Origin of the sequence: Streptomyces canus, from assembly GCF_041435015.1 — a bacterium.
Lineage (GTDB): Bacteria > Actinomycetota > Actinomycetes > Streptomycetales > Streptomycetaceae > Streptomyces > Streptomyces canus_G.
The window spans coordinates 26,193-49,538 of record NZ_CP107989.1 but is presented as its reverse complement, the minus strand read 5'-3'; the positions used below and the strand labels follow the sequence as shown (position 1 = coordinate 49,538).

Genomic DNA, 23,346 nt, shown 5'->3' with positions numbered 1-23,346 from the left:
CATGCCTGGACTACGCGCCACAGCCCGCAGAGGTTCTCTGTCCCTGGCGCCTTCACCCGACCGAGTAGTCCCGGCCGACACGGTGACCCGCCCGCCCGCCCGCTGGCCGCCTCGCCTTGTAGGACCCCGGGTTGCGCTGGGTGTTGCGGTGGAGGTTGCGCGGGCCGTCACAGTGTCCCGGGAGTCCGCCCACGTCACCACAGGCACAGGGCGTGGTCGGGCTGCAGACATCCCCGTTGCGGCCGCTTTGCCCATGTCCCTGGCTGGAGTTGAGGAGTGGGAGGGGCGGGATGGGCGGCGCGGACGCTGCCGGGGATCGGGGCGCGTTCGCTGGTGTTGCGCGCCGGGCGGAGCCGCTGCGCCAGGGCCGCCGACGGTGCGGCGGCCGGTGTCAGGAGCCGTCGGGGGCGCAGCCGGTGAGGTGGTCGATGGCGCGCGCGTGGGCCGCGGGCGGCTAAGTCGATGATGTGCAGCTGGGTGTCGGGCTGGCAGTGGGTGCAGGCGTGCAGGCCTTCGGTCAGGAGGCGGCGGGCTTCGTCGCGGCTGACGGGGCGGTGGCGGGAGCCGATCATGTGGCAGGTGTCGGCGTGGACCTGGACGGGCGGCTTGCCGGTGCCGACTTCGACGACCCATTCCGGCGTCTGCGGCCGGGTGCGCCGCCCGTGTTCCTCTTCTGTCTTGCGGCGTTCCAGCAGGGTGATCTTCGCGTCGATGCGGTTCAGCCACAGGGCATGCCACACCCGCATTCTGTGGAATCAGGGTCTGTCAAGCAGCTCGGCATGCAGTGCGGGGCCGCCATACGGACGGAAGCCAGTTTGCGTGGGCGGCTCCGACGGGATGGTCGAGGGTGCGCTAGAGGCAGCTCAGAGCGCGAGTCGCTGATCACGTGGGCTGCCACCACCCTGATGACCAGACACATCACCCGCCGGACTTCCCGCCGCACCGGCCACGCCGGCCGAAGGCCGCGGAGCCGAACAGCAGGCGCTGGAAGCCTCCTGGCGCTGGCGAGCTCTGAACAGTGAGGACGCGCTCAAGACCGCGCACAGGGAGATCCTGCGCCAGCGCGAGCAGATCGCCGAGCTCCTCGGCCAGATCCGCGAACTGGCCACTGACTGGACTGAAGGACCGCATCCGCATGACCGGCGAGAACCTCGCGATCAAGCGTGCCGTCCGCGATCGGGAGACGGAGATCCGAAACCTCACCGACAAGCTGGCCGCCGCCCGCGAGAACAACCGCTTCGCACACCGCCGCCTCGCCGACCTCGAAGCCCGCGTCGTGGACGTGCAGCCGTGACCGGGGGCGTTTTCTGTCAGCATGCCGATCTACTGTGCTGGCATGAACCTGAACCTACGTCCCTCCGCCCGTGCGATCATCCTCGATGAGAACGATCGAATCCTGCTCTGCCGGTTCGTCTTCCCTCACCCGGCAGTGCCTGGGCAGGCGAAGGTCGTGTGGGCAGCTCCAGGCGGCGGCATCGAACCCGGCGAGGACCCGCTGACGGCCTTACGCCGCGAGCTCCGCGAGGAGACCGGTCTGGCCATCACCGCTGACCCGCCGCACGTCTGGCAGCAGGTAGTCGTTGCCGCCGACTATGCGCCCGGCTTCGACGGCATCATCAACGGCTATTTCCTCGTCAGGGCGAACCATTTCGAGCCCCGAGGCGAGCTGACAGACGACCAGCTCGCCGCCGAGAACCTGGCCGCGTTCCGCTGGTGGCAGTTCTCGGAGATCGCCGGTTATACCGGACCTGACCTGTTCTCGCCCCGCGACCTCGCAACGCCCTTGGCCGAACTGCTCACCACAGGGACGCCGGCCCAGCCGGTCCAACTCGGCCTCTAGCCTCGATCTTTCTTGACGGTCCGCGAGGGAGTCGGTGGACCGTTTCGCTTTCGGTGGCTGATTGCGGGCAGGCCGTGGGCCCGAGTGTCGCGTCGGGTGGGCGCCGGGTTCCACTGCTCCGGGTGGGGTGGTGCTACTCGCAGGGGTAGGGAAGCTGCTGGTCAGCCGGGGTTCGGCAGGAGTGTGAGCCGTGCGAGGGCGTCTGTGATCTCGTTGGTCCAGGGCCAGTGGGCCGCGAGGCGGAGGATGCGGCGCCGGCCGGTGGTGACGAGCTGGGCGGCTGCGGAGAACAGGCGGAAGCGGAGGCGGCGGGGTTCCCAGAGACGGGTCTGGCCGGTCAGGGCGAGCATGGGCATCCAGGCCAGCAGGTCGAGTGCGATCTGGACGATCTCCAGCCACACCTTGTTCTGCGCGGTGTCGTGCAGGGGCAGATTGCGCAGGCCCGTCGCGCGGGCAGCTCGGATACGGTCCTCGGCCCGGGCCCGCAGCCGGTGACGGAGCTCGAGTTCGGCGATGGGACGGCCGGCGGTGTTGGTAGCAAAGCAGGTGATCCGCATGCCGTCCGCATCGGTGATCCTCAACTGGGCCCCGGGATGCGGCCGTTCCTTGCGGACGATCAGCCGCATGCCCTTCGGCCAGCCCTCAAGCAGGTCGCCGGTGAGCTCGGCGACCCAGGCCCCGTCGCGGACCTCGCCGCCGGTCTCGACGGCCGGCGTCCATGCCGATGCCGGGATCTTCAGGACGTGCTGGTGAATGGCTTCGGTGATCACCATGCCGACCGAGTAGGACAGCCAGCGCCCGCGCTGGGCGATCCAGGCGACGAACTCGTGGGTGCCGCCCGCGGAATCGCAGCGGATCAAGGTCTGTCGCCCCCGCCGGTACTTCGTGGGCAGCTGAGCGAGGGCGAGGCGGGCGGCCTCGATGTGGTCGGCGGCCGTGTTCGAGCCCGCGTTGCCCGCCCTGAGAAGGGACGCGACAGGTTCACCGGTGCCACCGGAGCCGTGATCGACGAAACCCATCAGCGGGTGGTGACCGTAGGTCTTCTTCCAGGTCGGGGCGGCGTCCTGCTTGTCCGAGTGGGCGATGACCAGCACTCCGTCCAGATCCACGGTCACCTGCCCACCAGCGTCCGGAGCCCCGTCGCGGGCCAACTTCCAGACCCGGCAACGGACTTCGGACCGGGCTGTGCGGATTGCGGTCAGTGCCTTCTCGCCCGAGGCGGCAAGGGTGTCGATCAGGCGGGAGACTGTCGGGTCGGAGGCGACCGGCCCGAACACGGCTGGCTCGGCCCGAAGCATGCCCACATCTGCCAGGCAGTCCCCGCCCAGCGCGACCGCCAGCGCCACATCCAGCAGGACCTTGCCCGGATCATGCACCGCCCGCGACTTGCGCCACGGCGCCAACGCCGCCGATATCGCCCTGTCCAGGCCAGTCTTGCGGATCGTCTCCACCAGCAGCACACCGCCGGCCTGGGAGACCACCCCGCGACCACCACCTTCGGTACGGACACACGGGTAGGACCCGATACGCTTCTTCACCTGGAGAGTGCTTCTTTCACGCGACGACCTGGACCCTAGACAAGTCCCATCGTTGCAGGTCAGGAGCACTCTCCGCGTTTCTGATCACCTACCGGACGCCCTGCCACGTGAAAGCGCGAGGCTAGAGGTTGTCCCGTAACCGGTGGGGTGGTTGGTGCGTTGGCTGGGCATGGGTGGGGTGATTTCAGCTGATGATCCGAAGTGGATCGAGCCGTTCTCCGGGTTGAGCGAGGTGCAGTTCGCCAGGCTGGTGGCGTTGGTGCGGCGTCGCGGGGGTGACGTTCAGCGGGGCCGTCCCTGGCGGTTGCCGCTGGAGGACCGGGTGTTGCTGGTGGCGACGTACTGGCGCACGAACCTGACGTTGCGGCAGGTGGCACCGTTGTTCGGGGTCTCGAAGTCCGCGGCCGACCGTATCCTCGATCACCTGGCACCGCTGTTGGCCATCGCGCCGGCCCGACGTCCGCGCAGGGACACTGTCTATATCGTCGACGGCACCTTGGTGCCTACCCGGGACCGCAGCGTCGCCGCGTCCAGCAAGAACTATCGGTACTCGACGAATCTGCAGGTCGTCATCGACGCCAACAGCCGCCTGGTGGTGGCGATCGGCTTGCCGCTGCCCGGCAGTCGCAACGACTGCCGGGCGTTCACCGAGTCCGGTGTGGACCGGGTCTGCCGCGGTGCCCCGACCATCGCCGACGGTGGCTACCAGGGCACTGGCCTTCTCATCCCGCACCGCAGGCGACGAGGCCAGAGACACCTCAGCCCGCAACAGAGAACGCCGTCCACCGCCGGGCACGGGCACGAGTCGAACACGCCCTATCCCGGCTGAAGAACTGGAAGATCCTTCGGGACTGCCGCCTCAAGGGCAACGGCGTTCACCAGGCCATGCTCGGCATCGCCCGGCTCCACAACCTGGCCCTCACCGGATAGCTCACGCCCCATACGGGACAACCTCTAGGGGCTGGCTTCCATCACCGATATCTCTGATATAGCCGATATCGCTGATATCACCGATGGAGCCCAGCCCCTTTCCCTTGCCTCGGCGATCCTTCAGCCGGTGCTGCCGTCTTCCAACTGCTCGGCGACGCTGCGGGGTTCGCGGCCGAGCAGATTGGCCAGCAGAGGGTCGACCCCGGCGAAGCGGCCTTCGCGAGCGGCCTGGTATCTGGTGAGCATCATCCGTGCCATCCCCTCCGGCATGCCATCCGCGACCTTGTCCGCGATCCACTTCTCGTCGTCCAGCACGACTCGCTTGACCTCGCGGCCGCTGATCTCGGAGGCCATCGCGGCGACGTCGGCGAGGGTCACGGCCTGCCGCGCGGTGAGGGTGACCGGCCCGTCGAACCTCCGGTCACCGGCCAGGATGACCGCTGCCGCTTCGGCGGAGTCGGCGCGGTCGGTCCAGGAAATCGGGCCATCGGCCGGAGCTGCAATCTCGCCGGTCTGCCGCCAGGGGCTGAGCAGCCAAAGGACGCTGTGGGCGTAGTAACCGTTGCGCAGCGAGGTCCAGGCGACACCGGATTCGGCGAGGAGCACCTCGGTCGCGGCGTGATCGCGGGCCGGGTGGAAGGGACTGTCGGCCCCGGCACCCTGATGGCTGGTGTACAGGATGCGCCGGGCTCCCGCTGCAACGGCAGCCTCGATGCCAACGCGGTGCAAGCCAACATGGTCGGCATGCGGGTCACTGGAGGACACGAGTAGGACCTGCTCAGCACCCTCGAAGGAGTGGCGCAGTGCGGCCGGATCCGCATAGGAGCCCTGACGCACCCGCACCCCGCGTTCGGCTAAGTGCCGCGCCTTGCCGACGTCGCGCACGCTTACGCCGATCCGCTCCGCAGGAACATGCTTGAGAAGGTGCTCAACAGTGGCGCCGTTCAACGCGCCAGTGGCCCCGGTGACAACGATCATGATGAATCCCCTTTCACTTGTCACACCCGCCGCACTCAGTACGCACGGAATGGGATTGCCTCAGCGGCCCTCAAGTAGCAACGGCAGAAGAATGTCGTCGACGAGGTGCTCGACGAAGCGTTCATCGCACGGCTCGCCCGCGACGACCACACGGTGCACGATGACCGCCGGAGCGATCTCGGCAAAGAGCTCGGCGGCCCGGGGAGTCAACCGCTCGCCGTCCCCGATCGCCTTGCGGAACGCCTCATCAGTCATCGCCGCCTCGTCCCGGCGCAGGATTCGACGCATCTCCTCAGCAAGCCGCGGGTCCCCCCGCATCCCCGCAAACAGCGCCCCAAGCAGTCCGATCTCCTGCTCAGCAATCTGCCGAGCCAGCCACCCGGCAAGCGCAAGCAGGTTCTCCCGCAGGTCGACCGCAGCAGGCGAGGGCGGCGTGGCATGCGAGCGATATTGCACCGCCGCAGCAACCAGGTCGGCCTTGTCCCGATAACGACGGTAAATCGTCGTCTTCGCGACCCTTGACCGCCCCGCAACCGCCTCGATCGACAACTGCTCGTACCCAAGCTCCGTCAGCAGCGACAACGTCGCCTCCAAGATCGCCGCATCCCGACGAGCATCCCGCGGCCGACCCATGCCGGCCGCCACGTCCGCCCCGCCGCTACGCGGCCCGCTCGATGCCTCGGCCAAGAGTGACCGCCCCACTTTCGCTACGCTACCGTTGCGTATCGAAAGTATCCCTTGATCGCCGACGAGGTCAACCCGGACGGCGGGCGGTCAGTGCTTTCCGGCTATCGGTGCGACGCTCTTCTTCGGAGTCGGGTCCGGCGCGGCCGGGCACCTGCTTGCAGGTTTTGGGGCTGGCCCTTGTACTGCTTGCCGCTCTCGGCCGTCACGCCGGCGCCTTGTGGCGCGCCCCGTCCGGCCCCGAGGACCGGGCACCCCGCATGCTCGCGCTCATCCTCGACGGACTCCGCACGCACCCGTAAACGACGGGCGCGCGACAGGGCCCGCCAGATGTACGACTCTTCTGTGCAATCAGGTTTGTCATGCTTGCGCCGCTTTGCCCTGTCGGACGCCGACGATCGGTAGGAGCTGAGCTGTGCCGGGTGCCGTGATCTGCCGGGGTGTCGGCCCGGCCGGGGTCGGGGTATCGGCGAGTCTGCCGAGGAGTTCGTCGATCGCGTTCTGACCGTCGGTGAGAGCGGCCTGTTCGTCCTCGGTGAGCGGGATCGAGATGGCCATCTTCTGCAGGTTGCCTTTGGCTTCGAGGAGTTGGGCTCTCGTGGAGTCCTTCGGGGTGTAGAAGTCGCAGCGGGCGCAGGCCATGCGGTGCTGGCACTGTTCGAAGAAGGTGTAGGTGCAGTAGCCGTGTCCGAGGTCGTAGTGCTGCCAGGGTTCGCCGGCCGCGGCGGCGCCAGAGGCGACCGCGTCGCGGTCGACGAGGACCTCGATGGTGCGTACGTTTCGGGCGAAGTCCCCGGCGTCTTCGTATGCCTTGGTCAGTGTGTTGGGGCTGATCTTCGCGTAGTGCTGGGTGGACTCCGGGGAACGGTGTCCGAGCCACGCCTGCAGCTCGAACAGGGCCATGGGCACTTTCGCGTTGTACAGCTGGCTGGCGATGGTGGAGCGGGCGCGGTGGCTGGTGATGCTGCCGCGGGCATCGACAGCCGGTACGCCTGCTTTGCGGCAGAGCATGGGGATGACGGTGCTGTTGATGTAGCCGCTGGAGACGGTGCGCGCGCGGTAGGAGAACAGGAAGTCGATTTGTTCTCCCGTGCGCTTGTCGGTGCGTTTGGGCTGGCTGGGGCGGAGTGCCTGCCAGGCGTTGATGGCCTGCCCGAGCAGCGGGTCCACTGGCTTGGTGAACGCAGTGCCGGTCTTGTGAGCGGGCACGTCCAGGAGGCAGACGGCGTCGCGGGCGAGGATCTGTGTGGAGTTGCCGGCGACGGGGTCCCCGTCGCGCTGCCAGCGGACGCAACCCAGGCGCAGGCGCGCGATCTCGTTGCTGCGCTGACCGGAGAAGAGCCAGGTCAGTGTGACTGCGCTGGCGCGCCCAGCACTGCCCCACACACGCCGCCGCCCCCGGCGTCGCAGACCTCGCCCTGGCCGGATGGCAGCCCTTCGACGCCTTCCTGCACGCGGCGCACATCCACACCCGCCTGCCCCACCCCCGGGCCCGTCGGCACGGCAGGGGATGACGATGCCGCATCACGCCCTGGAAATCGTGCTCACCCGCCCCCTGTCCCCGGCGGCCCTGCTCCGCGCCGCCCGCGTGCTGCCGCTCGCCGCCAACCACGACGCCACCCGTCTGATGGCCCTCGTACCTGCCAAGACCCCCCACCGGGCCGCCCGCCGGCTGCGCCACCGGCTCGGCGCACGGCTGCCGATCGACGTGATCACCACGCACTACCCGGACGCAGACCACAAGGTGCTGCTCAATGTCGCCTTCCCGCCCGCCGCGCACGCTGTCCTCACAGCCGATGCCCGCCGTGCGCAGCAGACTCCGGAGCGGTACGTGGAACTGGCCCTGCACCGCGCCCTGGCCGAGCACGCCGACCAGGAGATCGACCGCCTCGACCACGCGGTACGCCAGCTGCTGGCCCACACCACCCCCGCCTACCTGCTGTCCACCGTCGGACACGCGCTCACCCGGCTTTCCGAGAGGCCCACGCCATGAAACCGACCGACGAACAGACGGCAGCAGCCGACGCCTTCCCCGCCGGCGACCACCTCGCCCTGCAGGCAGGCGCCGGCACCGGGAAGACCACTACCCTCGCCCTCCTCGCCCGCACCACCACCCGCCGCGGCCGCTACCTCGCTTTTAACCGGGCCATCGCCCAGGACGCACGAACCCGCTTTCCGAACACCGTCCAGTGCAAGACCGCGCACGCCCTTGCCTACGCGGCCATCGGCCACGGCTACACCCGCCGCCTGAACGCACCCCGCCGCCCGGCCTGGCAGACCGGCCAGCCCTCGGCGTCACCAAGGCCATCCGCATCGCAGAGCGCGACATCTCCCAAAGAGCCCTCTGCCACACCCTGCTGCGCACCGTGGCCAGCTTCTGCCACACCGCCGACGAGGCCATCACCCGCCACCACGTACCCCGCCTGCGCGGCCTGGAGAACAACGATCTCCACACCCAACTCGCCGCCCACATCGTGCCCTTCGCTCGCAAAGCCTGGAGCGACCTGCACAACCCCGACGCCGGCGCGGTCCGCTTCGACCACGACCACTACCTGAAATTGTGGGCCCTCACCCAGCCCAGGATCGACGCCGACTTCCTGCTGCTGGACGAGGCCCAGGACACCAACCCCGTCGTCGAACACATCTTCCTCAGCCAGCGCGACCACGCCCAACTCGTCATGGTCGGCGACTCCGCCCAAGCCATCTACCACTGGCGCGGCGCCAAGGACATCATGACCGGCTTCGACGGCACCCAGCTCGCCCTGTCGAAGTCATTCCGCTTCGGCCCCCACCTCGCCGAGGAAGCCAATCGGTGGTTGGCCATCGCCGACGCTCCCCTCCGTCTGACCGGCACCGAGACCGTCCCCACCGAACTCGGCCCCCTCACCCGGCCCGACGCGGTGCTGTGCCGCACCAACGTCGGCGCCATGTCCCACGTCATGGGCCTGATGACCGCCGGATGCCGGGTGGCGCTGGCCGGAGGAGGAGACAGCCTGCGCACCCTGGCACTCGCCGCCCGCGACCTCAAAGAAGGCCGCCGCACCACCCACCCCGAACTGCTCCTGTTCCCCTCCTGGGGCGAACTGCAGGACTACGCCGCCCACGACCCGGCCGGCCGCGACCTGCAGCCCCTGGTCGACCTCGTCGACACCCACGGCAACGACGCCATCCTCACCGCCGTCGCTCAACTCGCCCCCGAGCAGCACGCCCAGGTGACCGTCTCGACCGCCCACAAGGCCAAAGGCCGCGAATGGCCCCGCGTGAAAATCGCGGACGACTTCACCCCACCCCAAGATTCCGACCAGCACGACGACGCGGGCCAGGCCGTACCCGGTCCCATCGACGACGGGGAGGCCCGCCTCGCCTACGTCGCCGTCACCCGCACCCGCCTCGACCTCGGAGGCCTGTCCTGGATCCACGACCACCCACACGGAACGCCCTGATGTGTCCCCGGCGAAGCCGCCTTTAGCGTCAGGGAAAGCAGGCAAACTGGAAACGAAAGAGTGATCAAGTACTCTTTGCTATGTGATGAACGGGCAAATGCCTGCATGGTTCCTGCACCTGGCCAGGAGGCACCGGTTGTGTGCCGGGGCCCGCGGAGGACTTTGGGTTCGGTGTGGCGTTGCTTATGGACCCGGTGGCACTACGCTGCTCTGTCGTGCAGGAGACGCGTCTCGACACTGCTCGGATCCGGGCGGCTCGCCGGGTGATCGACCCGGTCTTTCTCGACACTCCGCTGTACCGCTGTGAGGCGCTGGAGCCCGGCCTCGGGTGCACGGTGAGCATCAAGCTCGAAACGGCGAACCCGGTCCGCAGCTTCAAGGCCCGCGGCACCGAGGTAGTCGCGAGCCTGCTGGCCGACAATGCGTCGCGAGCCGCGGTGTGCGCCAGCGCGGGCAACCTCGGCCAAACCCTCGCGTGGTCCGGTCGCGGCCGGGAACTCGACGTGACCGTCGTAGCATCCCGCTTTGCGACTCGGGCCAAGCTTGATCGCATCCGCGCGTTGGACGCCCGGTTGGAGCTGGTGGACGGCGACCACGAGATGGCTCGCGAGCGGGCGGCGGCCATCGCGCGGTACGACGGCATCCGGCTGGTCGAAGACAGCCTGGACATCGAGACCTGCGAGGGCGCGGCGACCATCGGCCTGGAACTGGTGGACACCGCGCCGTCGTTCGACACCGTCCTGATTGCTCTCGGCGGTGGGGCGCTGGCCACCGGCGTGGGGCATGTGGTGAAGGCATTGGCACCCGAAGTCGAGGTGATCTGTGTTCAGCCGCTGGGCGCACCGGCGCTGACACACTCGTGGCGCCAGCGGCGTGTCGTCACCACCGACTCGACCGACACCATCGCTGACGGCGTCGCCGGCCGACGTCCCATCCCGGCCGTCCTGGACGATCTCCTCCTGGTCGCTGACGACGCCGTCCTGGTCCAGGAGCCGTCGATCATCTTCGGTATGCGGATGCTCCTTGACCACGCCGGCCTCGTCGTCGAACCTTCGGCCGCGCTCGGCATCGCAGCGATCCTCGAAGACCGCGACCGCTTCGCCGGCCGACACGTTCTCACCATCGTGTGCGGCAGCAACGTCGACGTAGACGCCTACCACCGCTGGGTCGGCACAGCTCCCATCCACAGGTCTTGACAATTGCTCCCCTCTCGCAGGGAACCGATACAGGGCACTTCACCGCCGGGCTCGTAGCACCCGCACGTCAGCTCTTCCGTGCCTTGATCTGGGCGGTCAGTTGGGGCAGCACATCGAACAGGTCACCCACGACACCGAAGTCGCTGAGGTCGAAGATCGGTGCTTCCGGATCCTTGTTCACCGCGACGATGGTCTTGGACGTCTGCATACCCGCGCGATGCTGAATCGCCCCAGAGATGCCGTTGGCGATGTACAGCTGCGGCGAGACCTGCTTCCCGGTCTGGCCCACCTGGTTGCTGTGCGGATACCAGCCGGCGTCCACCGCAGCTCGCGAGGCGCCGACGGCCGCGCCCAGCGAGTCGGCGAGTTCCTCCACGACCGAGAAGCCCTCGGCGGCCCCGACACCACGGCCGCCGGAGACAATCATCGCCGCCTCCGTCAGCTCCGGGCGGCCGGACGACACTCGCGCCACACGCGAGACGACCTTGGTACCAGTGGCAGCTGCGGAGAAGGTCACGGAGACGTTCTCCACCGTACCTTCGGCAGGTGCCGGTTCCGGACCGGTCGCATTGGGCTTGACCGTGATGACCGGGGTCCCTTCGGTCACCGTGGAGGTCACCTGGTAGGAGGCGGCGAACACCGATTGAGTGGCGATCGGGCCCCTTTCCCCGGCATGCACATTGATCGCGTCTGTGATGATGCCGGAGTTCAGGCGCAGTGCCACTCGCGCGGCGATCTCCTTGCCTTCACCACTGGAAGTGACGAGAAGGGCGACAGCATCGGCAGCCCGGGCGATCTGCGCCAGCGCGTCGACCTTGGGGACGACGTGGTAGTCGGCGAATTGCGGCGCGTCTGCGACGTACACCTTCACCGCGCCGTACTCGGCGGCCTTGGCCCGGATGCTGTCGGCGGCCTCGCCGGCTCCGAGGACTACGGCGGACGGCTCGCCGATACGACGGGCCAGTGTCAGCAGTTCGAGGGCCGGCTTGCGAACGCGACCGTCCGCGTGCTCGACCAGGACGAGAACCTCACCCATTGATCTACTCTCCTGAATCTCGTGGGGCCGGCTCAGATGAACTTCTGGGACGCCAGAAACTCCGCGAGGCGGGTTCCTCCGTCGCCGTCGTCCTTGACGACCGACCCCGCGGTCCGCGGCGGACGGGCGGTGGCGGTGTCGACGGCCGTCCAGGAGCCTGCCAGGCCCACGGTGGCGGCGTCGATGCCGAGGTCGTCCAGGTCGAGGTACTCCACCGGCTTCTTCTTGGCGGCCATGATGCCCTTGAAAGAGGGGTAACGAGCCTCGCCCGAGCGGTCGGTCACCGACACCACCGCCGGCAGCTCCGCCTGGAGCCGCTCCGTGGCGGTGTCGCCGTCCCGCAGACCGCTGACGACGCCGTCATCGACGGCCACCTCCGAGAGCAGAGTGACCTGGGGGACTCCCAGCCGCTCGGCAAGCAGCGCCGGGACGACGCCCATGCCGCCGTCGGTCGAGGCCATACCGCAGACGACCAGGTCGAAGTCGACGTGCTGGACGAGCTCGGCCAGGACGGACGAGGTACCGAAAACGTCGGTGCCGTGAAGGTCTCCGTCGTCCATGTGGACGGCCCTGTCCGCCCCCATGGAAAGGGCTTTGCGCAAGGCGTCCTTGGCGTCGGCCGGCCCCATCGTGACAACAATGACCTCGGCGTCCCCGTGCGACTCGGAGATCTGCAGTGCCTGTTCCACCGCGTACTCGTCGAGTTCCGAGAGAAGCCCGTCCACGGCGTCCCGGTCAGTCGTCATCTCCTCGGTGAACCGCCGGTCACCCGTCGCATCCGGCACGTACTTCACGAGGGCGAGGATCTTCATACTCACGCGCTTTTTCTCCTTGCTCGGTCGTCTCCGGCCTGCGGTGCATCGGGCTCACAGACCCAGGAATTCGAGGGCGTTGCGGCCAAGGACACGTGCCGTCTCTGACTCGCTGAGCACGTTCTGCTCGGCTGCCCCGGTGACGGTGGTCAGGGCGGTCTCCAACGGTGCCGTCAGGAAGGGATGATCGGTGCCGAGCATCAGGTGGCCGGCACCCACACGCTCGGCCACCAGTCGCAGATGCTCCGGGTCGAAGACCAACGCGTCCGCCCACAACGAGCCAACCAGCCGGTTGAGCTGGGCGGTGCGCTCGGGATCGGGGCCGCCCCGCAGGAGCGCGTCCCCGTACGCCGTACGCGGATACGTCCAGGGGAACGCGCCGCAACCGTGTGCCAGGGCGACCCGCAGCTCCGGAAACTCCTCCAGCACCCCGCCGAAGACCAGCGCGGTCGCCGCCAGAGCGGTGTCCGTCAGCATGCCGACACCGAACGAGTACATCGGCTCCGCACGGCGTACCGCGTGCGCGACGTCCGTGGGATGGACGAAGAGTGGCACCCCCGCCTCCTGCGCCGCCGCGAAGAACGGCCTGAGCATCGGAGCATCCAGCTCCAGATCACCGATGCGGGTGCCGATCTCCACTCCGTCCAGCCGCAGCTCCTCCTTGACGCGCAGCATTTCGGTGATGGCCGCGTCGACATCCTGCAGAGGTACGGCACCCAGACCGCGCAGCCGGCCCCCCGACGCGGACACGGCCTCGGCGAACAGGTCGTTCTGCCGGCGCAGGAACTCCGCGGCGTCCTTGCCCTCCGCCCACATCGACAAGGTCACCGGCACCGGCGAGATCACCTGCATGTCGACGCCTGCCGCATCCAGCTCGGCCAGCCGGGCCTGCATGTCCCACAGGGCGGGCTTCACACGCCGAAAGACCTCGGTGCCGCGCATGATCCGCCCCGCCCCGCCGCCCTCGTCGATGACCAGGAACGGCCAACGCGGATCGTCAGCCACCCGAGTCGGCGGACGCAGCGCGGACGGGAAGTAATGAGCGTGGATATCGACGACCGGGTGACCGTGAGCGGCCGGAAGATCAGGCATGCCCGCTATGTTCCCGCCCCCCGGACACCACGCCAACAAGCGGTTCCGGGCAGTAGAACTCCCCGTCGCCGCGGGGTCCCGAACGCACTCGTCCGGCCACCCGACGCCGGGTACAAAGGAAGTCTCCACCTGTTGCAACCAGCGCCGTCGCCAGACAGAGATGTGCTCTGGCGTACCCGGGCTCCTCGACCGGACAACGCAGAGACCGGCGGTCACGGCGACGGAGCTGACATGGACCAAGGGGAGGCTGGGACTCGACGGTGGCAATCCGGTTCAGGCCGTGTCGTCGCCGAGCGAGGGGCCGCTCATCTCCTGTCGATGATCGGCAGGATTAGCCGTGACGGATGGCGGCGAGACACTCCGTCGCCGTGCCCGGTCTTCGCGTGGCCGCCACAGTGTGGTGCTGCAGGTCAGACACATCGTCGGCATCAGCGCGCTCCTGTGACGCGGCCTCCAGGCGCTGAAGGGCCGTCCCTGATCCGAGGCAGTCCCACGCCGACGGCCGCGTTGACCGCATGCCGGCCGCGGCCAGTGAACCGGACGTTATCAGGAGCACCAGCGCGTCGATGGCGATGCTGACCGCCACCGCCTTGTCGGACGCCGACTCGTGCAGCGCATCGCCACCGATCTCCACCGTCAGGCCCCCCGTCCCGGCCCTGCTGGGCTGCCTCCTGGAGCGTGTTCCTGGTGGCGTCGGTGAGCTTGTCGTGCGCCACCTTGTAGTTGACGGTGGCGATGACCGTGGTGCCGTCCCGGCTGATCGTCCCTGTCTCGACAGGGTTGGTCGCGGCGGTGACCTGCGAGGAGTCGGCGGCCTTGGTCACTTTGTCCACGACGATCCCGTCGTTTCGGTCAGTGACTCGAAAACCGTGGCGCCGGGCACTGACAATCTCTGTCGCCCCAGCGCCCTGGGCGTTGTCGAGGTCGGCCGACATCGCGGTCCGGACGGTGTCGCCGTGCCGGACCGCGTGACAGCTGTCCTCAGGCTGACCCGAGGACCGGAAGCGTGATGGCGGACGGCCGATCTGGCCCGAAGTGGACGGTCTGGTCGGCGGCGAGCAGCGTGGTGGCGGTGGCTGGAGACTCGCCGGTGCCGGGATTGCGGGTGTACCGCGGGAAAGTGCCGCTGGCGACCTGGACGCGAATGCGATGCCCGCGCCGGAAGCGGTACGCCGTCGGCCACAACGTCACAGAGACGCCCTGTGGTTCGGCGGCGTCGGTAAGGCTCACCAGGCCGTCGCACACGTTCCACGACCGGCCCTCCTGGTCGACGTCGCAGAGCCGCACGAACACGTCGGCGTGCGGCAGGCTGGAGGAGAACCAGATCTCGGCGCTGACCTCACCGACGGCCTCGACGTCCTGGTCGAGTACCGGTGTGGTGTAGGTGAGCACGTCCGGGCGGGCCTCGAGCTCGGTGTTCTCGGCCCGTCCGGCGGCGCCCACAGCCAGCCGCACGCCGCCGGCCGTCGGGGTGGGGTCGGCCGGGTCGTAGCGGTAAGTGTCCACCGAGGACTCAGCAGGTGGCTCCGAAGTCAGCGCACCCGCGGCACCGAGGTGGAAACGCTGTGGCGAGTACCCGGCCGGTGGCCAGGAGTCGAACGAGCGCCACGCGTCCTCGCCCATCACGTACAGCCGGACCGGCGCGCGGTGTGGCGGCTGGACGCCGCGGGCGTGGGCGAGACCGAAGTCCACCGCCTCCTCGACCGGCGTGCCGGTGAACTCCGCGTGCGTCCACGGGCCGACCGTCAGCCGTGCGGAACGCCCCTTCTCCTGCAGCACTTGGAAGTCGCGCAGCTGGCCGGGCAGGAAGATGTCGTACCAGCCGCCGACCGAGCTGACCGGCACGGTCACGTCGGCGACCCGGTGGCTGTGGTCGATCCCGTCCCACCGCGGGGAGGAGGCGTCGTGGGTGAGGGTGTCCTGGAAGTACGGGGAACGCTCACCGAACGCGGCGATGTCGGCCTCGGCCAGCGGAAGCGTCCACAGTGCTCGCGCCGTCTTCTTGTCCTGCGACATCTTGCGCAGCCCCGAGAGCGGACGTTCCTGGGTGCCGACCAGCACACTCCACTCGAACGACGCCTCCAGCGACATGCCGCCGGGACGCAGGGACTCCAGCGTCAGCGCGGACTCCGTCACCACCGGGATCATTGCCTTGACCTGGGGCGGCAACTGGTCGGCGACCGCCCACTGGACGTATCCGAGGTAGCTCGGGCCGTACAGCACGATCGCGTCGGACCACGGCTGCGCCACCAGCCAGTCGAGGGTCGCGAGCCCGTCCGCGCGTTCCTGGCGCATCGGGTCGAACGTGCCACCGGAGCCGAACCCGCCGCGCACACTCTGGTCACCACCTGGTATCCGCGCTCAGCCAGCGGCCTGGCCAGGATCGCGCCGTACGTGCCCCGGCCGTAGGGGGTGCGGAGCAACGCGGTCGGCAGCCCGTCGCCACCGGACCGCGGCAGCCACCGGTCCGCCAGCAGCTCGACGCCGTCCGGCATCGGGATGCGCAGGTTCCGCTGGACGGTGATCCTCCGCGTCAGCGGCGGGTCGAGCTGGAGCTTGCGCTCGAGCTTGCGCAGGATCAGGCGGCTGATCATCGGTCCTCCTCGGCGAACCGGCCGACCACGTTCATCAGCCGGTCGGTGAACGTTTCCGAGTCGTGTGCGCCGTCGACGACCCAGGCCGTGACGAACGAGCCGGCGCCGCCGGCGCCCTCGCCCCGGCGACAAGTGGCACCTCGACGAGGTCTTCATCAAGATCAACGGCGAGCAGAAATACCTGTGGCGGGCCGTCGACCAGGACGGCAACGTGCTGGACATTCTGGTGCGGAACCGACGCGACAAGGCCGCGGCCAGGCGATTCTTCCGTGGCCTTCTCACAAAGACGCGCATGGTGCCGCGGGTGGTCGTCACCGACAAGCTCCGCTCCTACGGAGCCGCCCACCGCGAGGTCATGCCCTCGGTCGAGCACCGCTCCCACAAAGGCCTGAACAACCGGGCCGAGAACTCCCACCAACCGACCCGGCAGCGCGAACGGGCTATGAAAGGCTTCCGCAGCACCGGCGGAGCGCAGAGATTCCTCGCCGCGTTCAGCGGGATCTCACCCCACTTCCGACCCCACCGCCACAGCCTGTCCGCTACCCACTACCGAGCCGAGATGATCATCCGCTTCGCCCTCTGGGACCAGATGACCGGCATCACCGGCCTGCCCGCAACAACCTGACCCAGGCCGACACCCGGGCCTGTCACACCCCAGCACGCTGTCAGGCACTCACGCACCCAACAACGTGACAGCGCCTTCTCGGGCGGTGAGATGCCCTGAACTGCTGGGTGAGGGCGGGTTGTCGGGGTGGGGGTGGGTGATCAACTGAAGGAAGCGGTTCGTGATGATGGAGGTGTCTGACGCCTCATCACAACGAACCGCTTCCGGATGTCATCCTCGCTGATTACCGCTGTGTCCCGCCACCTCGACCACGCTGCGGGCTCCATCCCCGACGACCCCGACCGCCTGCTGGACCTTGCCGACGTCCTCGACGTGCTCCCCGATCCGCGCCGTCGACAGGGCCGCCGTTACCGGCTCGGCCTGGTCCTGGCACTGTGCACGATCGCCGTACTCGCCGGCGCCACCACCCTCGCCGCCATCGCAAGGCATGCCGCCTACCTGCCCGACGAGGTCCGTCACCGTCTGGGGCTGCGGGCCGCACTGCGGGCGACCACGTTCGGCCGACTCCTGGCATGTCTGGACGGCGACGCGGTGGACGCGGCGGTGGGTGCGTGGCTTGCAGGACACTGCAGCCGCCCCGACCAGGACGAAGGGCTGTGCGCGATCGCCGTCGACGGCAAGAGCCTGCGCGGATCGCGCACTGCGGCGACGAAGGCGGTGCATTTGCTGGCAGCCGTCACCCACGGCGAACGCGCGACGCTGAACCAGCGGCAGGTCGCCGGGAAGAAGGGCGAGATCAGCGAGTTCAAGCCTCTTCTCGCTCCGCTCGGCCTGGTCGGCCGCACCGTCACGTTCGACGCCCTGTATACCCAGCACGCTCACGCGCAGTTCCTCGTTGAGGAGAAGAAGGCCGACTACATCGCGATCGTGAAGGACAAAAGCTGCAAGACTTCCTTAAGTCGCTGCCCTGGAACCAGGTCCCCCTCGGCCACGCCACCCGGGAGAAGGGGCACGGCCGTGATGAGATCCGCCGCCTCAAAGCCGTCCAGGTCCCGCGCCGGCTGCGGCTCCCGCACGCCGCCCAGGCGATCAAGGTCACCCGCCGCCGACGCGATCTGTACAGCGGGAAGATCCAGATCGAGCACGTCTATGCCGTCACCAGCCACGACGCGTTCTCCGCGACCGACGCTCAGCTCGCCCGAGCACTGGCACGTCGAAGCCCATCACCACGTCCGGGACACCACCCTCGCCGAGGACGCCTCCAAGATCCGCACCGGGAACACGCCCCGCGCAATGGCCACTTTCCGTAACATCGCGATCGCCCTGGCCCGCCTCACCGGCTGGACCAACACCGCCCACGCCACCGACTACTACAAGTCACACCCCGACCATGCACTCGACCTCATCCAACCCGGCAGGTGAGCACGCAGGAGCCTTGGGCCCACACCTGGGCTTGATCCCGTTTGGCGGACATCGAAGATCAGTGGCTGCCGCTCCAGAAGGAAGATGTCCGTCAAAGGGGACCAAGCCCAGCACAGCTGACAACCCGCTCAACCCGAGCGTCACATCATGTGACACCAAACCGCACTCGCTGCATGGCTCCTACTCGCCCCCGTAGGTACCGGGCGTCTGCCCGGTCACGCGCTGAAAGGCGGCGATGAAGGCGCTGGGCTTTCGGTATCCCACAGCCCGCGCGGTGGCCTTGACGGACGCGCCGGCCGCGAGATGGCCTACTGCGGCGCGGACACGGATCCGAGTCCTCCACTGCGAGAAGGTCAGCCCCGTCTCGGCGAGGAAGAGCCGTGACAGAGTACGCACCCCGCTGTGCACCTCCGCCGCCCACATCGCAAGTTCTCGCTGATCTCCGGGCGAGTCGATGAGCCGCTCGGTGATCGTACGCAAGCGCGGTTCGGCGGGCATGGGCACCTGGATCGAGTGGGTCGGCAGCGGCTGGAGGACCTCGAAGAGGAGGGCTTCGGCATGCCGGCGGCTCGCCGCGTCCGGCTCGGCCCGCAGGTATCGGATGAGCTCACGAAGCAGCGGTTGGACGGCGACGCCGGTGGGCTGCGTCCAGTCGATGGGGCAGCGCGTGGCCATGAACCGGATGACGCACAGTTCACCGGCGTGCCGTGTCGTCCCCGTGTGCTCGACACGGCCGGGAATCCACAGGCCGTGCCCCGGAGGCACCAGCCAGTCGTGCGAGACCGTGCGCAGGGTGACGGAAGTGGTCGACGCCCACAGCAGCATTGGCTCCGAATGGGTATGGGGTGCCACCTGGAGAGGCGGATGCGCATGCTGGTGCTCGATGGTCAGGATCGGCGAGGCGGCTCCCTCGCCCAGAGCTGTCACCTGAGCCATGACGCTCGCCTCTCCATCCGCCGATCCGTCCCGTCCTGGCCCAGCAGTTCCGTTCGCCCCGTGCTCCGATCACGATCTGGCCGTTCCGGGGTATCGCGTGGCCACCATGCGCACGAGCGCCATTCTACGGTTAGGCATGCCTAACTTGATGCCCGGGCGTGGTGCGTACCCACCTTCCGTTGCGGCGTCGATGCATGGGAAGAGGACGTCACCATGAACCGGATCAAGCCCGTCAGCCGTCGGATGCTGTCGGTCGAAGTCGTGCGCAAGGAGTGGAGGCCCGGAAACTTCCTGCTGGTGACCGTGGGCGGAGAGGACCTCAAGGACTTCCGGCCGATCGGAGTCGACCAGGCCTTCAGGCTCCTGTTCCGGCGGCCCGGCCAGGGCCCGCTCTGGCTGCCCTCCCGGTCCGACGCCACATGGATGGCGCAGTACATGATGACGGGCAAGGCGGCACGCCCCTACGTCCGTTTCTACACGGTCCGGCACTTCTGGCCCGACCGCAACGAACTGGACATCGAGTTCGTGCTCCACGAAGGGGACAGTCCGGCCTCCATCTGGGCGCGGGGTGCCCGCCCCGGCGAACCGGTCGGCATCCTCGACGAGGGAGCCACCTACAGCCCGCCCCGTGGCGTGGAATGGCAACTGCTCGTAGGGGACGAGACCGCGGTGCCGGCCATCTTGTCCATCCTGGACTCCGACGAGGGCGCGTTGCCCAGCGAAGTGTTCCTGGAGGTACCCAGCAGCGCGGACATCCAGAAGTTGAACACGCCACAGAACGTCAGCGTGCACTGGCTTCCGCGTGACGGCCGCGCCGGACTTCCGGGGCGCTACGCACTCGACACCGTGATGAAGGCCGCCCTGCCGGCAGGGCGCTTCGCCACCTTCGTGGCGGGTGAGAATCACCTGCCCACGACACTGCGGCGGCACCTCGTCCATGAGCGCGGCGTCGACAAGTCCGACATCACTTTCGTCGGTTACTGGCGGCACGGCAGGGCGACTCCGGGATGACGGCCGCGGTGTCCGGTCAAGGCCGCCCGCGTGGACCGCCCTTCGCACCCCACTCCGCCAACAGATCTCGCTCTGCCGCCCATCGTCGCCCAGCGACGTTCCCTCCGCGGGTTGGTTCTGTTCACGAGGCACCTCCATGACCGAGGCGACCTCTGAGCGCCGCCGCCCCGCCCTGTTCGCCCGGTGACTCCCCTCTTCTCCGTCCGAAAGGAACATCCCATGAAGTCCCCAGAACCCGCTAACGCCAGGATCAGCATCATCGGCGCCGGACCCGGCGGACTGACCTGCGCACGCATCCTCCAGCAGCGCGGCATCGCGGCATCGCGGTCACCGTCTACGACCGCGACCCGGGCCGCGACTCCCGCAACCAAGGCGGCACCCTCGACCTGCACGCTGACCACGCCCAGGTCGCCCTGCGCGAAGCCGGCCTGCTCGACGAGTTCTTCGCCCTCGCCCGCCCCGATGGGCAGGAAATGCGCCAGATGGACCCGACCGGCGCGATCACGTTCCACCAAGTCCCGGCGGCCACCGAACTCTTGAAGCCGGAAATCGACCGCGGCGACCTGCACGACCTGCTGCTCGACTCCCTGGAGACGGGAACTGTGCGCTGGGGCCGCTCCCTCGACACGATCAGCGGACCCGCCGATGGGCCGCGGCAAATGCACTTCGCCGACGGCACGAGCATCGAGACCGATCTGGTCATCGGCGCCGACGGCGCCTTCTCCCGGGTACGTCCGGCCGTGTCCACCGCCATCCCCGAGTACACCGGGATCAGCTTCCTGGAAGCATGGTTCTCCGACGTCGACGACCGGCACCCCGAGATCGCCGAACTGGTCGGCTTGGGCAGCGCCCACGCAGCTGATGGCGAACGCAGCCTGTTCGCCCAGCGCAACAGCGGAAACCAGATCCGTGTCGCATTCATCCAACGCCTTCCCGTCGACTGGATCAGGGCCAAGGGGCTGACCGCCGAGGACACCGATGGCATCCGCGCCGTGCTGCGCGACGAGTACGCGCACTGGTCGCCCCGCATGCGCCGGATGATCACCGAGAACGACGGCCTCTACATCCACCGGCCGATCTTCGCGCTTCCTGTCCTGCACACCTGGGACCACAACCCTACGGTGACCCTGCTCGGCGACGCCGCCCACCTCATGCCCCCGCTCGGCACCGGCGTCAACCTCGCCATGCTTGACGCCGGCGAACTCGCCCTCGCCCTCGCGAACGCAGCCACTGTCGACGACGCCATCCGCGTCTACGAGAAGACCATGCTCCCCCGCTCCACCGAGACGGCCCAGGCCATCGAACATGGCACCGAACACCTGCTGTCCGCCGATTCCTCCGCACGGAAACTGGCCAGCGTTGTGGCCAACTCACTCGCCAAGTAAAACGCTCAGAAACTGTTGTCTTTTCGATCTTGAGGGATGCGCGTCGAACGGGAGTCCCGATCGGGTGGTCGCGGGACGCTGGGCGCATACGAACAGGGCCTCCTGAACAGCTCGTTGGTGTCGAATCACCGAGCAGCAGGAGGCCCTGGTGCAGCAGTCTTGCGTGCCGATGGCCGGGCAGTCCAGCGCGGTCACCTGGGAGTGTGACTGCCTGGCTCACCGGTTCGGAAACGCCGCCGACAACGGGAAGCGGCAGCCTCGCTACCCGACCGACATGACGGACGGAGAGTGGGCCGCGGTCTGCCCGCTGCTGCCGGTGCCGGGCTGGATGCGCGGCCGGGGAGGCCGGCCGGAGGGGTACTGCCACCGGGCGATGCTCGATGCGATCCGGTATCTCGTGGACAACGGGATCAAGTGGCGGGCGATGCCCGCCGACTTCCCTCCGTGGGACCGCGTCTACGCATTCTTCCGCCGCTGGCGGGACAACGCTCTGGTCAAGGAGTTCCACGACCGGTTGCGCGCGAGGGCCCGCGAGGAACTGGGGCGGGATGCGGAGCCGACGGCCGCGGTGATCGACTCGCAGTCCGTCAAAGCGGACGCGGTGGTCGGCGCGGACAGCCGGGGCTTCGACGGCGGCAAGCTGGTCAACGGGCGCAAGCGGCATGTCGTGGTCGACACGCTCGGCCTGCTGTTGGGTGTGATGGTCACCGCCGCGGACACCGGTGACCGCATCGCCGCCCAGGGCCTGCTTGGGCAGGTCGCCGACGTGCACCACCGGCTGGAACTGGTCTGGGCCGACGGCGGCTACACCGGCAGCCTGGTCGAGCACTGCCTGGCCACGCTCGCGCTGGTCCTGGCGATCGTGAAACGCAGCGACGACATGCGCGGCTTCGTGGTGCTGCCCAAGCGGTGGATCGTCGAGCGGTTCTTCGCCCACCTGATGCGAAGCCGCCGTCTGGTGCGCGACTTCGAGCGGCGCACGGCCAGCGCCGAGGCGATGGTCTACTGGTCGATGACCCTGCTCATGACGCGCCGCCTGGCCCGGTCACGCCTGCCGCGAGGGTGAACCGGCCCGGCTGCCGCTCGGCCAGCCAGCCCCGCGCGACCAGGCGTTTCGCCTTCGACCGCAGTGCCTCCACTCGTGCCGGCACCACGTCCATGCCGAACGCTTGGGCCATCTCCTGGCAGGTCAGCGGCCCTTGATGGAGCCGGTCCCGGTCTGCGAGCGTCGTGAGGATGCGCTGGTAGTCGACCGACAGCACCGACCAGGCCAGCCCCTGGCGCCACACCGGAACCTGCGACTTCGGCTTCGCCGCGTCCCGGGGTTCCGGCGGCGCGTCCGCATCCCGCGCTTCCTCAGTGACCTCTGTGCCGGCGGTGTTGCCGCCGTCCGGAGCCAGCACCGTGTCGACCCGCCTGCGGGCAATCGCCCACTCCTGCCATTCCTGCTCGGCCGCGGCCAGTTCGGCCTGGATGCGGTCGGCCTCCTCCCGCAGCCCGTCGACTCGACGGCGAGCGGCGACCTCGTGCTGTTCCAGCAGTCCGACGACGGACGGCATTCGTGACCTCCCGGGGAGCGACGACCCGACAGGCCACGACTCCCACGGAATCACCACTGCTATCCCCGACCAGCGGAAACGCACCGATCACGCCCGAAAAGACAACAGCTTCTCAGAGGACGGTGTGAGAGGGCGTTTGGTCGCTGGCGTGGGCGGTGTTGGTCCAGCCGGTGAGGCGGGCCATAGCGCCGGGCGGCCGAGCCGGAAACGGCGGCCCTGTCGACGGCGCGGATCGGGCAGCACGTCGAGGACGTCGGCAAGGTCCAGCATGCGGTCGGGGTCGTCGGGGATGGAGCCCGCATCGTGGTCAAGGTGGCGGGACACA

18 protein-coding genes and 4 pseudogenes are annotated in these 23,346 nt (G+C 68.6%); 11 read left to right on the top strand and 11 right to left on the bottom strand.

Annotated features, from left to right (window positions below):
- Window positions 1-194: 194 nt before the first annotated feature.
- On the bottom strand, window positions 195-746 hold the full coding sequence (locus OG841_RS00230) for a DUF6233 domain-containing protein (protein ID WP_328643396.1): 552 nt from the start codon (window positions 744-746) through the stop codon (window positions 195-197).
- A 389-nt stretch (window positions 747-1,135) separates the two neighbouring features.
- On the opposite strand from OG841_RS00230, the gene OG841_RS00225 reads away from it, so the two are divergent.
- Entirely contained in the window at window positions 1,136-1,294 is a 159-nt protein-coding gene (locus tag OG841_RS00225) for a hypothetical protein (protein WP_328643397.1), read from the top strand.
- A gap of 42 nt (window positions 1,295-1,336) precedes the next feature.
- Entirely contained in the window at window positions 1,337-1,840 is a 504-nt protein-coding gene (locus OG841_RS00220; protein ID WP_328643398.1) for an NUDIX hydrolase, read from the top strand.
- A 161-nt stretch (window positions 1,841-2,001) separates the two neighbouring features.
- Here OG841_RS00220 and OG841_RS00215 read toward each other — a convergent pair whose 3' ends face one another.
- Window positions 2,002-3,378, bottom strand: coding sequence for an IS1380 family transposase (locus tag OG841_RS00215; RefSeq protein WP_266697342.1), 1,377 nt, complete (start codon window positions 3,376-3,378; stop codon window positions 2,002-2,004).
- 169 nt (window positions 3,379-3,547) lie between these two features.
- Here OG841_RS00215 and OG841_RS00210 point away from each other — a divergent pair.
- Window positions 3,548-4,308: pseudogene (locus OG841_RS00210) on the top strand (transposase).
- A 120-nt stretch (window positions 4,309-4,428) separates the two neighbouring features.
- Here OG841_RS00210 and OG841_RS00205 read toward each other — a convergent pair.
- The 3 genes from OG841_RS00205 to OG841_RS00195 all read right to left on the bottom strand — a co-directional run bounded on the left by OG841_RS00205 (window position 4,429) and on the right by OG841_RS00195 (window position 7,356).
- Window positions 4,429-5,286 (bottom strand): SDR family oxidoreductase, encoded by an 858-nt coding sequence (locus tag OG841_RS00205; protein WP_328643399.1) that lies wholly within the window; start codon window positions 5,284-5,286, stop codon window positions 4,429-4,431.
- Between the two features lie 60 nt (window positions 5,287-5,346).
- Complete coding sequence (locus OG841_RS00200; RefSeq protein ID WP_371562390.1) at window positions 5,347-5,931, bottom strand: TetR/AcrR family transcriptional regulator; 585 nt, start codon at window positions 5,929-5,931, stop codon at window positions 5,347-5,349.
- Between the two features lie 399 nt (window positions 5,932-6,330).
- Window positions 6,331-7,356 (bottom strand): tyrosine-type recombinase/integrase, encoded by a 1,026-nt coding sequence (locus OG841_RS00195; RefSeq protein ID WP_328643400.1) that lies wholly within the window; start codon window positions 7,354-7,356, stop codon window positions 6,331-6,333.
- A 124-nt stretch (window positions 7,357-7,480) separates the two neighbouring features.
- On the opposite strand from OG841_RS00195, the gene OG841_RS00190 reads away from it, so the two are divergent.
- The 3 genes and pseudogenes from OG841_RS00190 to OG841_RS00180 all read left to right on the top strand — a co-directional run bounded on the left by OG841_RS00190 (window position 7,481) and on the right by OG841_RS00180 (window position 10,609).
- Window positions 7,481-7,963: a hypothetical protein gene (locus tag OG841_RS00190; RefSeq protein ID WP_328643401.1), complete on the top strand. Its 483-nt coding sequence runs from the start codon at window positions 7,481-7,483 to the stop codon at window positions 7,961-7,963.
- Window positions 7,960-9,413, top strand: a pseudogene (locus OG841_RS00185) (UvrD-helicase domain-containing protein). Before OG841_RS00190 ends, OG841_RS00185 begins: the two are co-directional and overlap by 4 nt.
- Window positions 9,414-9,628: 215 nt before the next feature.
- Complete coding sequence (locus OG841_RS00180; protein WP_328643770.1) at window positions 9,629-10,609, top strand: threonine ammonia-lyase; 981 nt, start codon at window positions 9,629-9,631, stop codon at window positions 10,607-10,609.
- 67 nt (window positions 10,610-10,676) lie between these two features.
- Here OG841_RS00180 and OG841_RS00175 read toward each other — a convergent pair whose 3' ends face one another.
- The 4 genes from OG841_RS00175 to OG841_RS00160 all read right to left on the bottom strand — a co-directional run bounded on the left by OG841_RS00175 (window position 10,677) and on the right by OG841_RS00160 (window position 15,844).
- On the bottom strand, window positions 10,677-11,645 hold the full coding sequence (locus OG841_RS00175) for an electron transfer flavoprotein subunit alpha/FixB family protein (RefSeq protein WP_328643402.1): 969 nt from the start codon (window positions 11,643-11,645) through the stop codon (window positions 10,677-10,679).
- A gap of 32 nt (window positions 11,646-11,677) precedes the next feature.
- A complete protein-coding gene (locus OG841_RS00170) occupies window positions 11,678-12,457 on the bottom strand; it encodes an electron transfer flavoprotein subunit beta/FixA family protein (protein WP_371570492.1) in 780 nt (259 codons plus the stop codon).
- 54 nt (window positions 12,458-12,511) lie between these two features.
- A complete protein-coding gene (locus OG841_RS00165; RefSeq protein WP_328643404.1) occupies window positions 12,512-13,549 on the bottom strand; it encodes an amidohydrolase family protein in 1,038 nt (345 codons plus the stop codon).
- A 981-nt stretch (window positions 13,550-14,530) separates the two neighbouring features.
- Window positions 14,531-15,844 (bottom strand): CocE/NonD family hydrolase, encoded by a 1,314-nt coding sequence (locus tag OG841_RS00160; RefSeq protein ID WP_328643405.1) that lies wholly within the window; start codon window positions 15,842-15,844, stop codon window positions 14,531-14,533.
- Between the two features lie 402 nt (window positions 15,845-16,246).
- Between OG841_RS00160 and OG841_RS00155 the strand changes: the two are divergent.
- A pseudogene (locus OG841_RS00155) lies at window positions 16,247-16,768 on the top strand (IS6 family transposase); the annotation flags it as partial.
- A 231-nt stretch (window positions 16,769-16,999) separates the two neighbouring features.
- Window positions 17,000-18,130: an ISAs1 family transposase gene (locus tag OG841_RS00150; protein WP_371562382.1), complete on the top strand. Its 1,131-nt coding sequence runs from the start codon at window positions 17,000-17,002 to the stop codon at window positions 18,128-18,130.
- A 180-nt stretch (window positions 18,131-18,310) separates the two neighbouring features.
- On the opposite strand, the gene OG841_RS00145 is transcribed toward OG841_RS00150, so the two are convergent.
- Window positions 18,311-19,066 carry a helix-turn-helix transcriptional regulator gene (locus tag OG841_RS00145; RefSeq protein WP_328636917.1) on the bottom strand — a complete coding sequence of 252 codons (756 nt, stop codon included), beginning with the start codon at window positions 19,064-19,066 and terminating at the stop codon, window positions 18,311-18,313.
- A 213-nt stretch (window positions 19,067-19,279) separates the two neighbouring features.
- On the opposite strand from OG841_RS00145, the gene OG841_RS00140 reads away from it, so the two are divergent.
- From OG841_RS00140 to OG841_RS00130, 3 genes and pseudogenes are all read left to right on the top strand, one after another.
- On the top strand, window positions 19,280-20,077 hold the full coding sequence (locus OG841_RS00140; protein ID WP_371562378.1) for a siderophore-interacting protein: 798 nt from the start codon (window positions 19,280-19,282) through the stop codon (window positions 20,075-20,077).
- 219 nt (window positions 20,078-20,296) lie between these two features.
- Window positions 20,297-21,462: pseudogene (locus OG841_RS00135) on the top strand (FAD-dependent oxidoreductase).
- 148 nt (window positions 21,463-21,610) lie between these two features.
- On the top strand, window positions 21,611-22,528 hold the full coding sequence (locus tag OG841_RS00130; protein WP_328635795.1) for an IS5 family transposase: 918 nt from the start codon (window positions 21,611-21,613) through the stop codon (window positions 22,526-22,528).
- Here the strand turns inward: OG841_RS00130 and OG841_RS00125 are convergent.
- The gene (locus tag OG841_RS00125; RefSeq protein ID WP_328635796.1) at window positions 22,485-23,021 is read right to left on the bottom strand and encodes a hypothetical protein; all 537 of its coding nucleotides are present in this window, start codon (window positions 23,019-23,021) and stop codon (window positions 22,485-22,487) included. The genes OG841_RS00130 and OG841_RS00125 overlap by 44 nt on opposite strands.
- Window positions 23,022-23,346 lie beyond the last annotated feature (325 nt).

Bases quoted from the DNA above. Each gene is read 5' to 3' on its own strand.
- OG841_RS00165 (WP_328643404.1), bottom strand. From the start codon at position 13,549: ATGCCTGATCTTCCGGCCGCTCACGGTCACCCGGTCGTCGATATCCAC.
- OG841_RS00225 (WP_328643397.1), top strand. From the start codon at position 1,136: ATGACCGGCGAGAACCTCGCGATCAAGCGTGCCGTCCGCGATCGGGAG.
- OG841_RS00190 (WP_328643401.1), top strand. From the start codon at position 7,481: ATGACGATGCCGCATCACGCCCTGGAAATCGTGCTCACCCGCCCCCTG.
- OG841_RS00145 (WP_328636917.1), bottom strand. From the start codon at position 19,066: ATGGCTCAGGTGACAGCTCTGGGCGAGGGAGCCGCCTCGCCGATCCTG.
- OG841_RS00205 (WP_328643399.1), bottom strand. From the start codon at position 5,286: ATGATCGTTGTCACCGGGGCCACTGGCGCGTTGAACGGCGCCACTGTT.
- OG841_RS00175 (WP_328643402.1), bottom strand. From the start codon at position 11,645: ATGGGTGAGGTTCTCGTCCTGGTCGAGCACGCGGACGGTCGCGTTCGC.
- OG841_RS00170 (WP_371570492.1), bottom strand. From the start codon at position 12,457: ATGAAGATCCTCGCCCTCGTGAAGTACGTGCCGGATGCGACGGGTGAC.
- OG841_RS00160 (WP_328643405.1), bottom strand. From the start codon at position 15,844: ATGCGCCAGGAACGCGCGGACGGGCTCGCGACCCTCGACTGGCTGGTG.
- OG841_RS00220 (WP_328643398.1), top strand. From the start codon at position 1,337: ATGAACCTGAACCTACGTCCCTCCGCCCGTGCGATCATCCTCGATGAG.
- OG841_RS00140 (WP_371562378.1), top strand. From the start codon at position 19,280: ATGAACCGGATCAAGCCCGTCAGCCGTCGGATGCTGTCGGTCGAAGTC.
- OG841_RS00230 (WP_328643396.1), bottom strand. From the start codon at position 746: ATGCGGGTGTGGCATGCCCTGTGGCTGAACCGCATCGACGCGAAGATC.
- OG841_RS00125 (WP_328635796.1), bottom strand. From the start codon at position 23,021: ATGCCGTCCGTCGTCGGACTGCTGGAACAGCACGAGGTCGCCGCTCGC.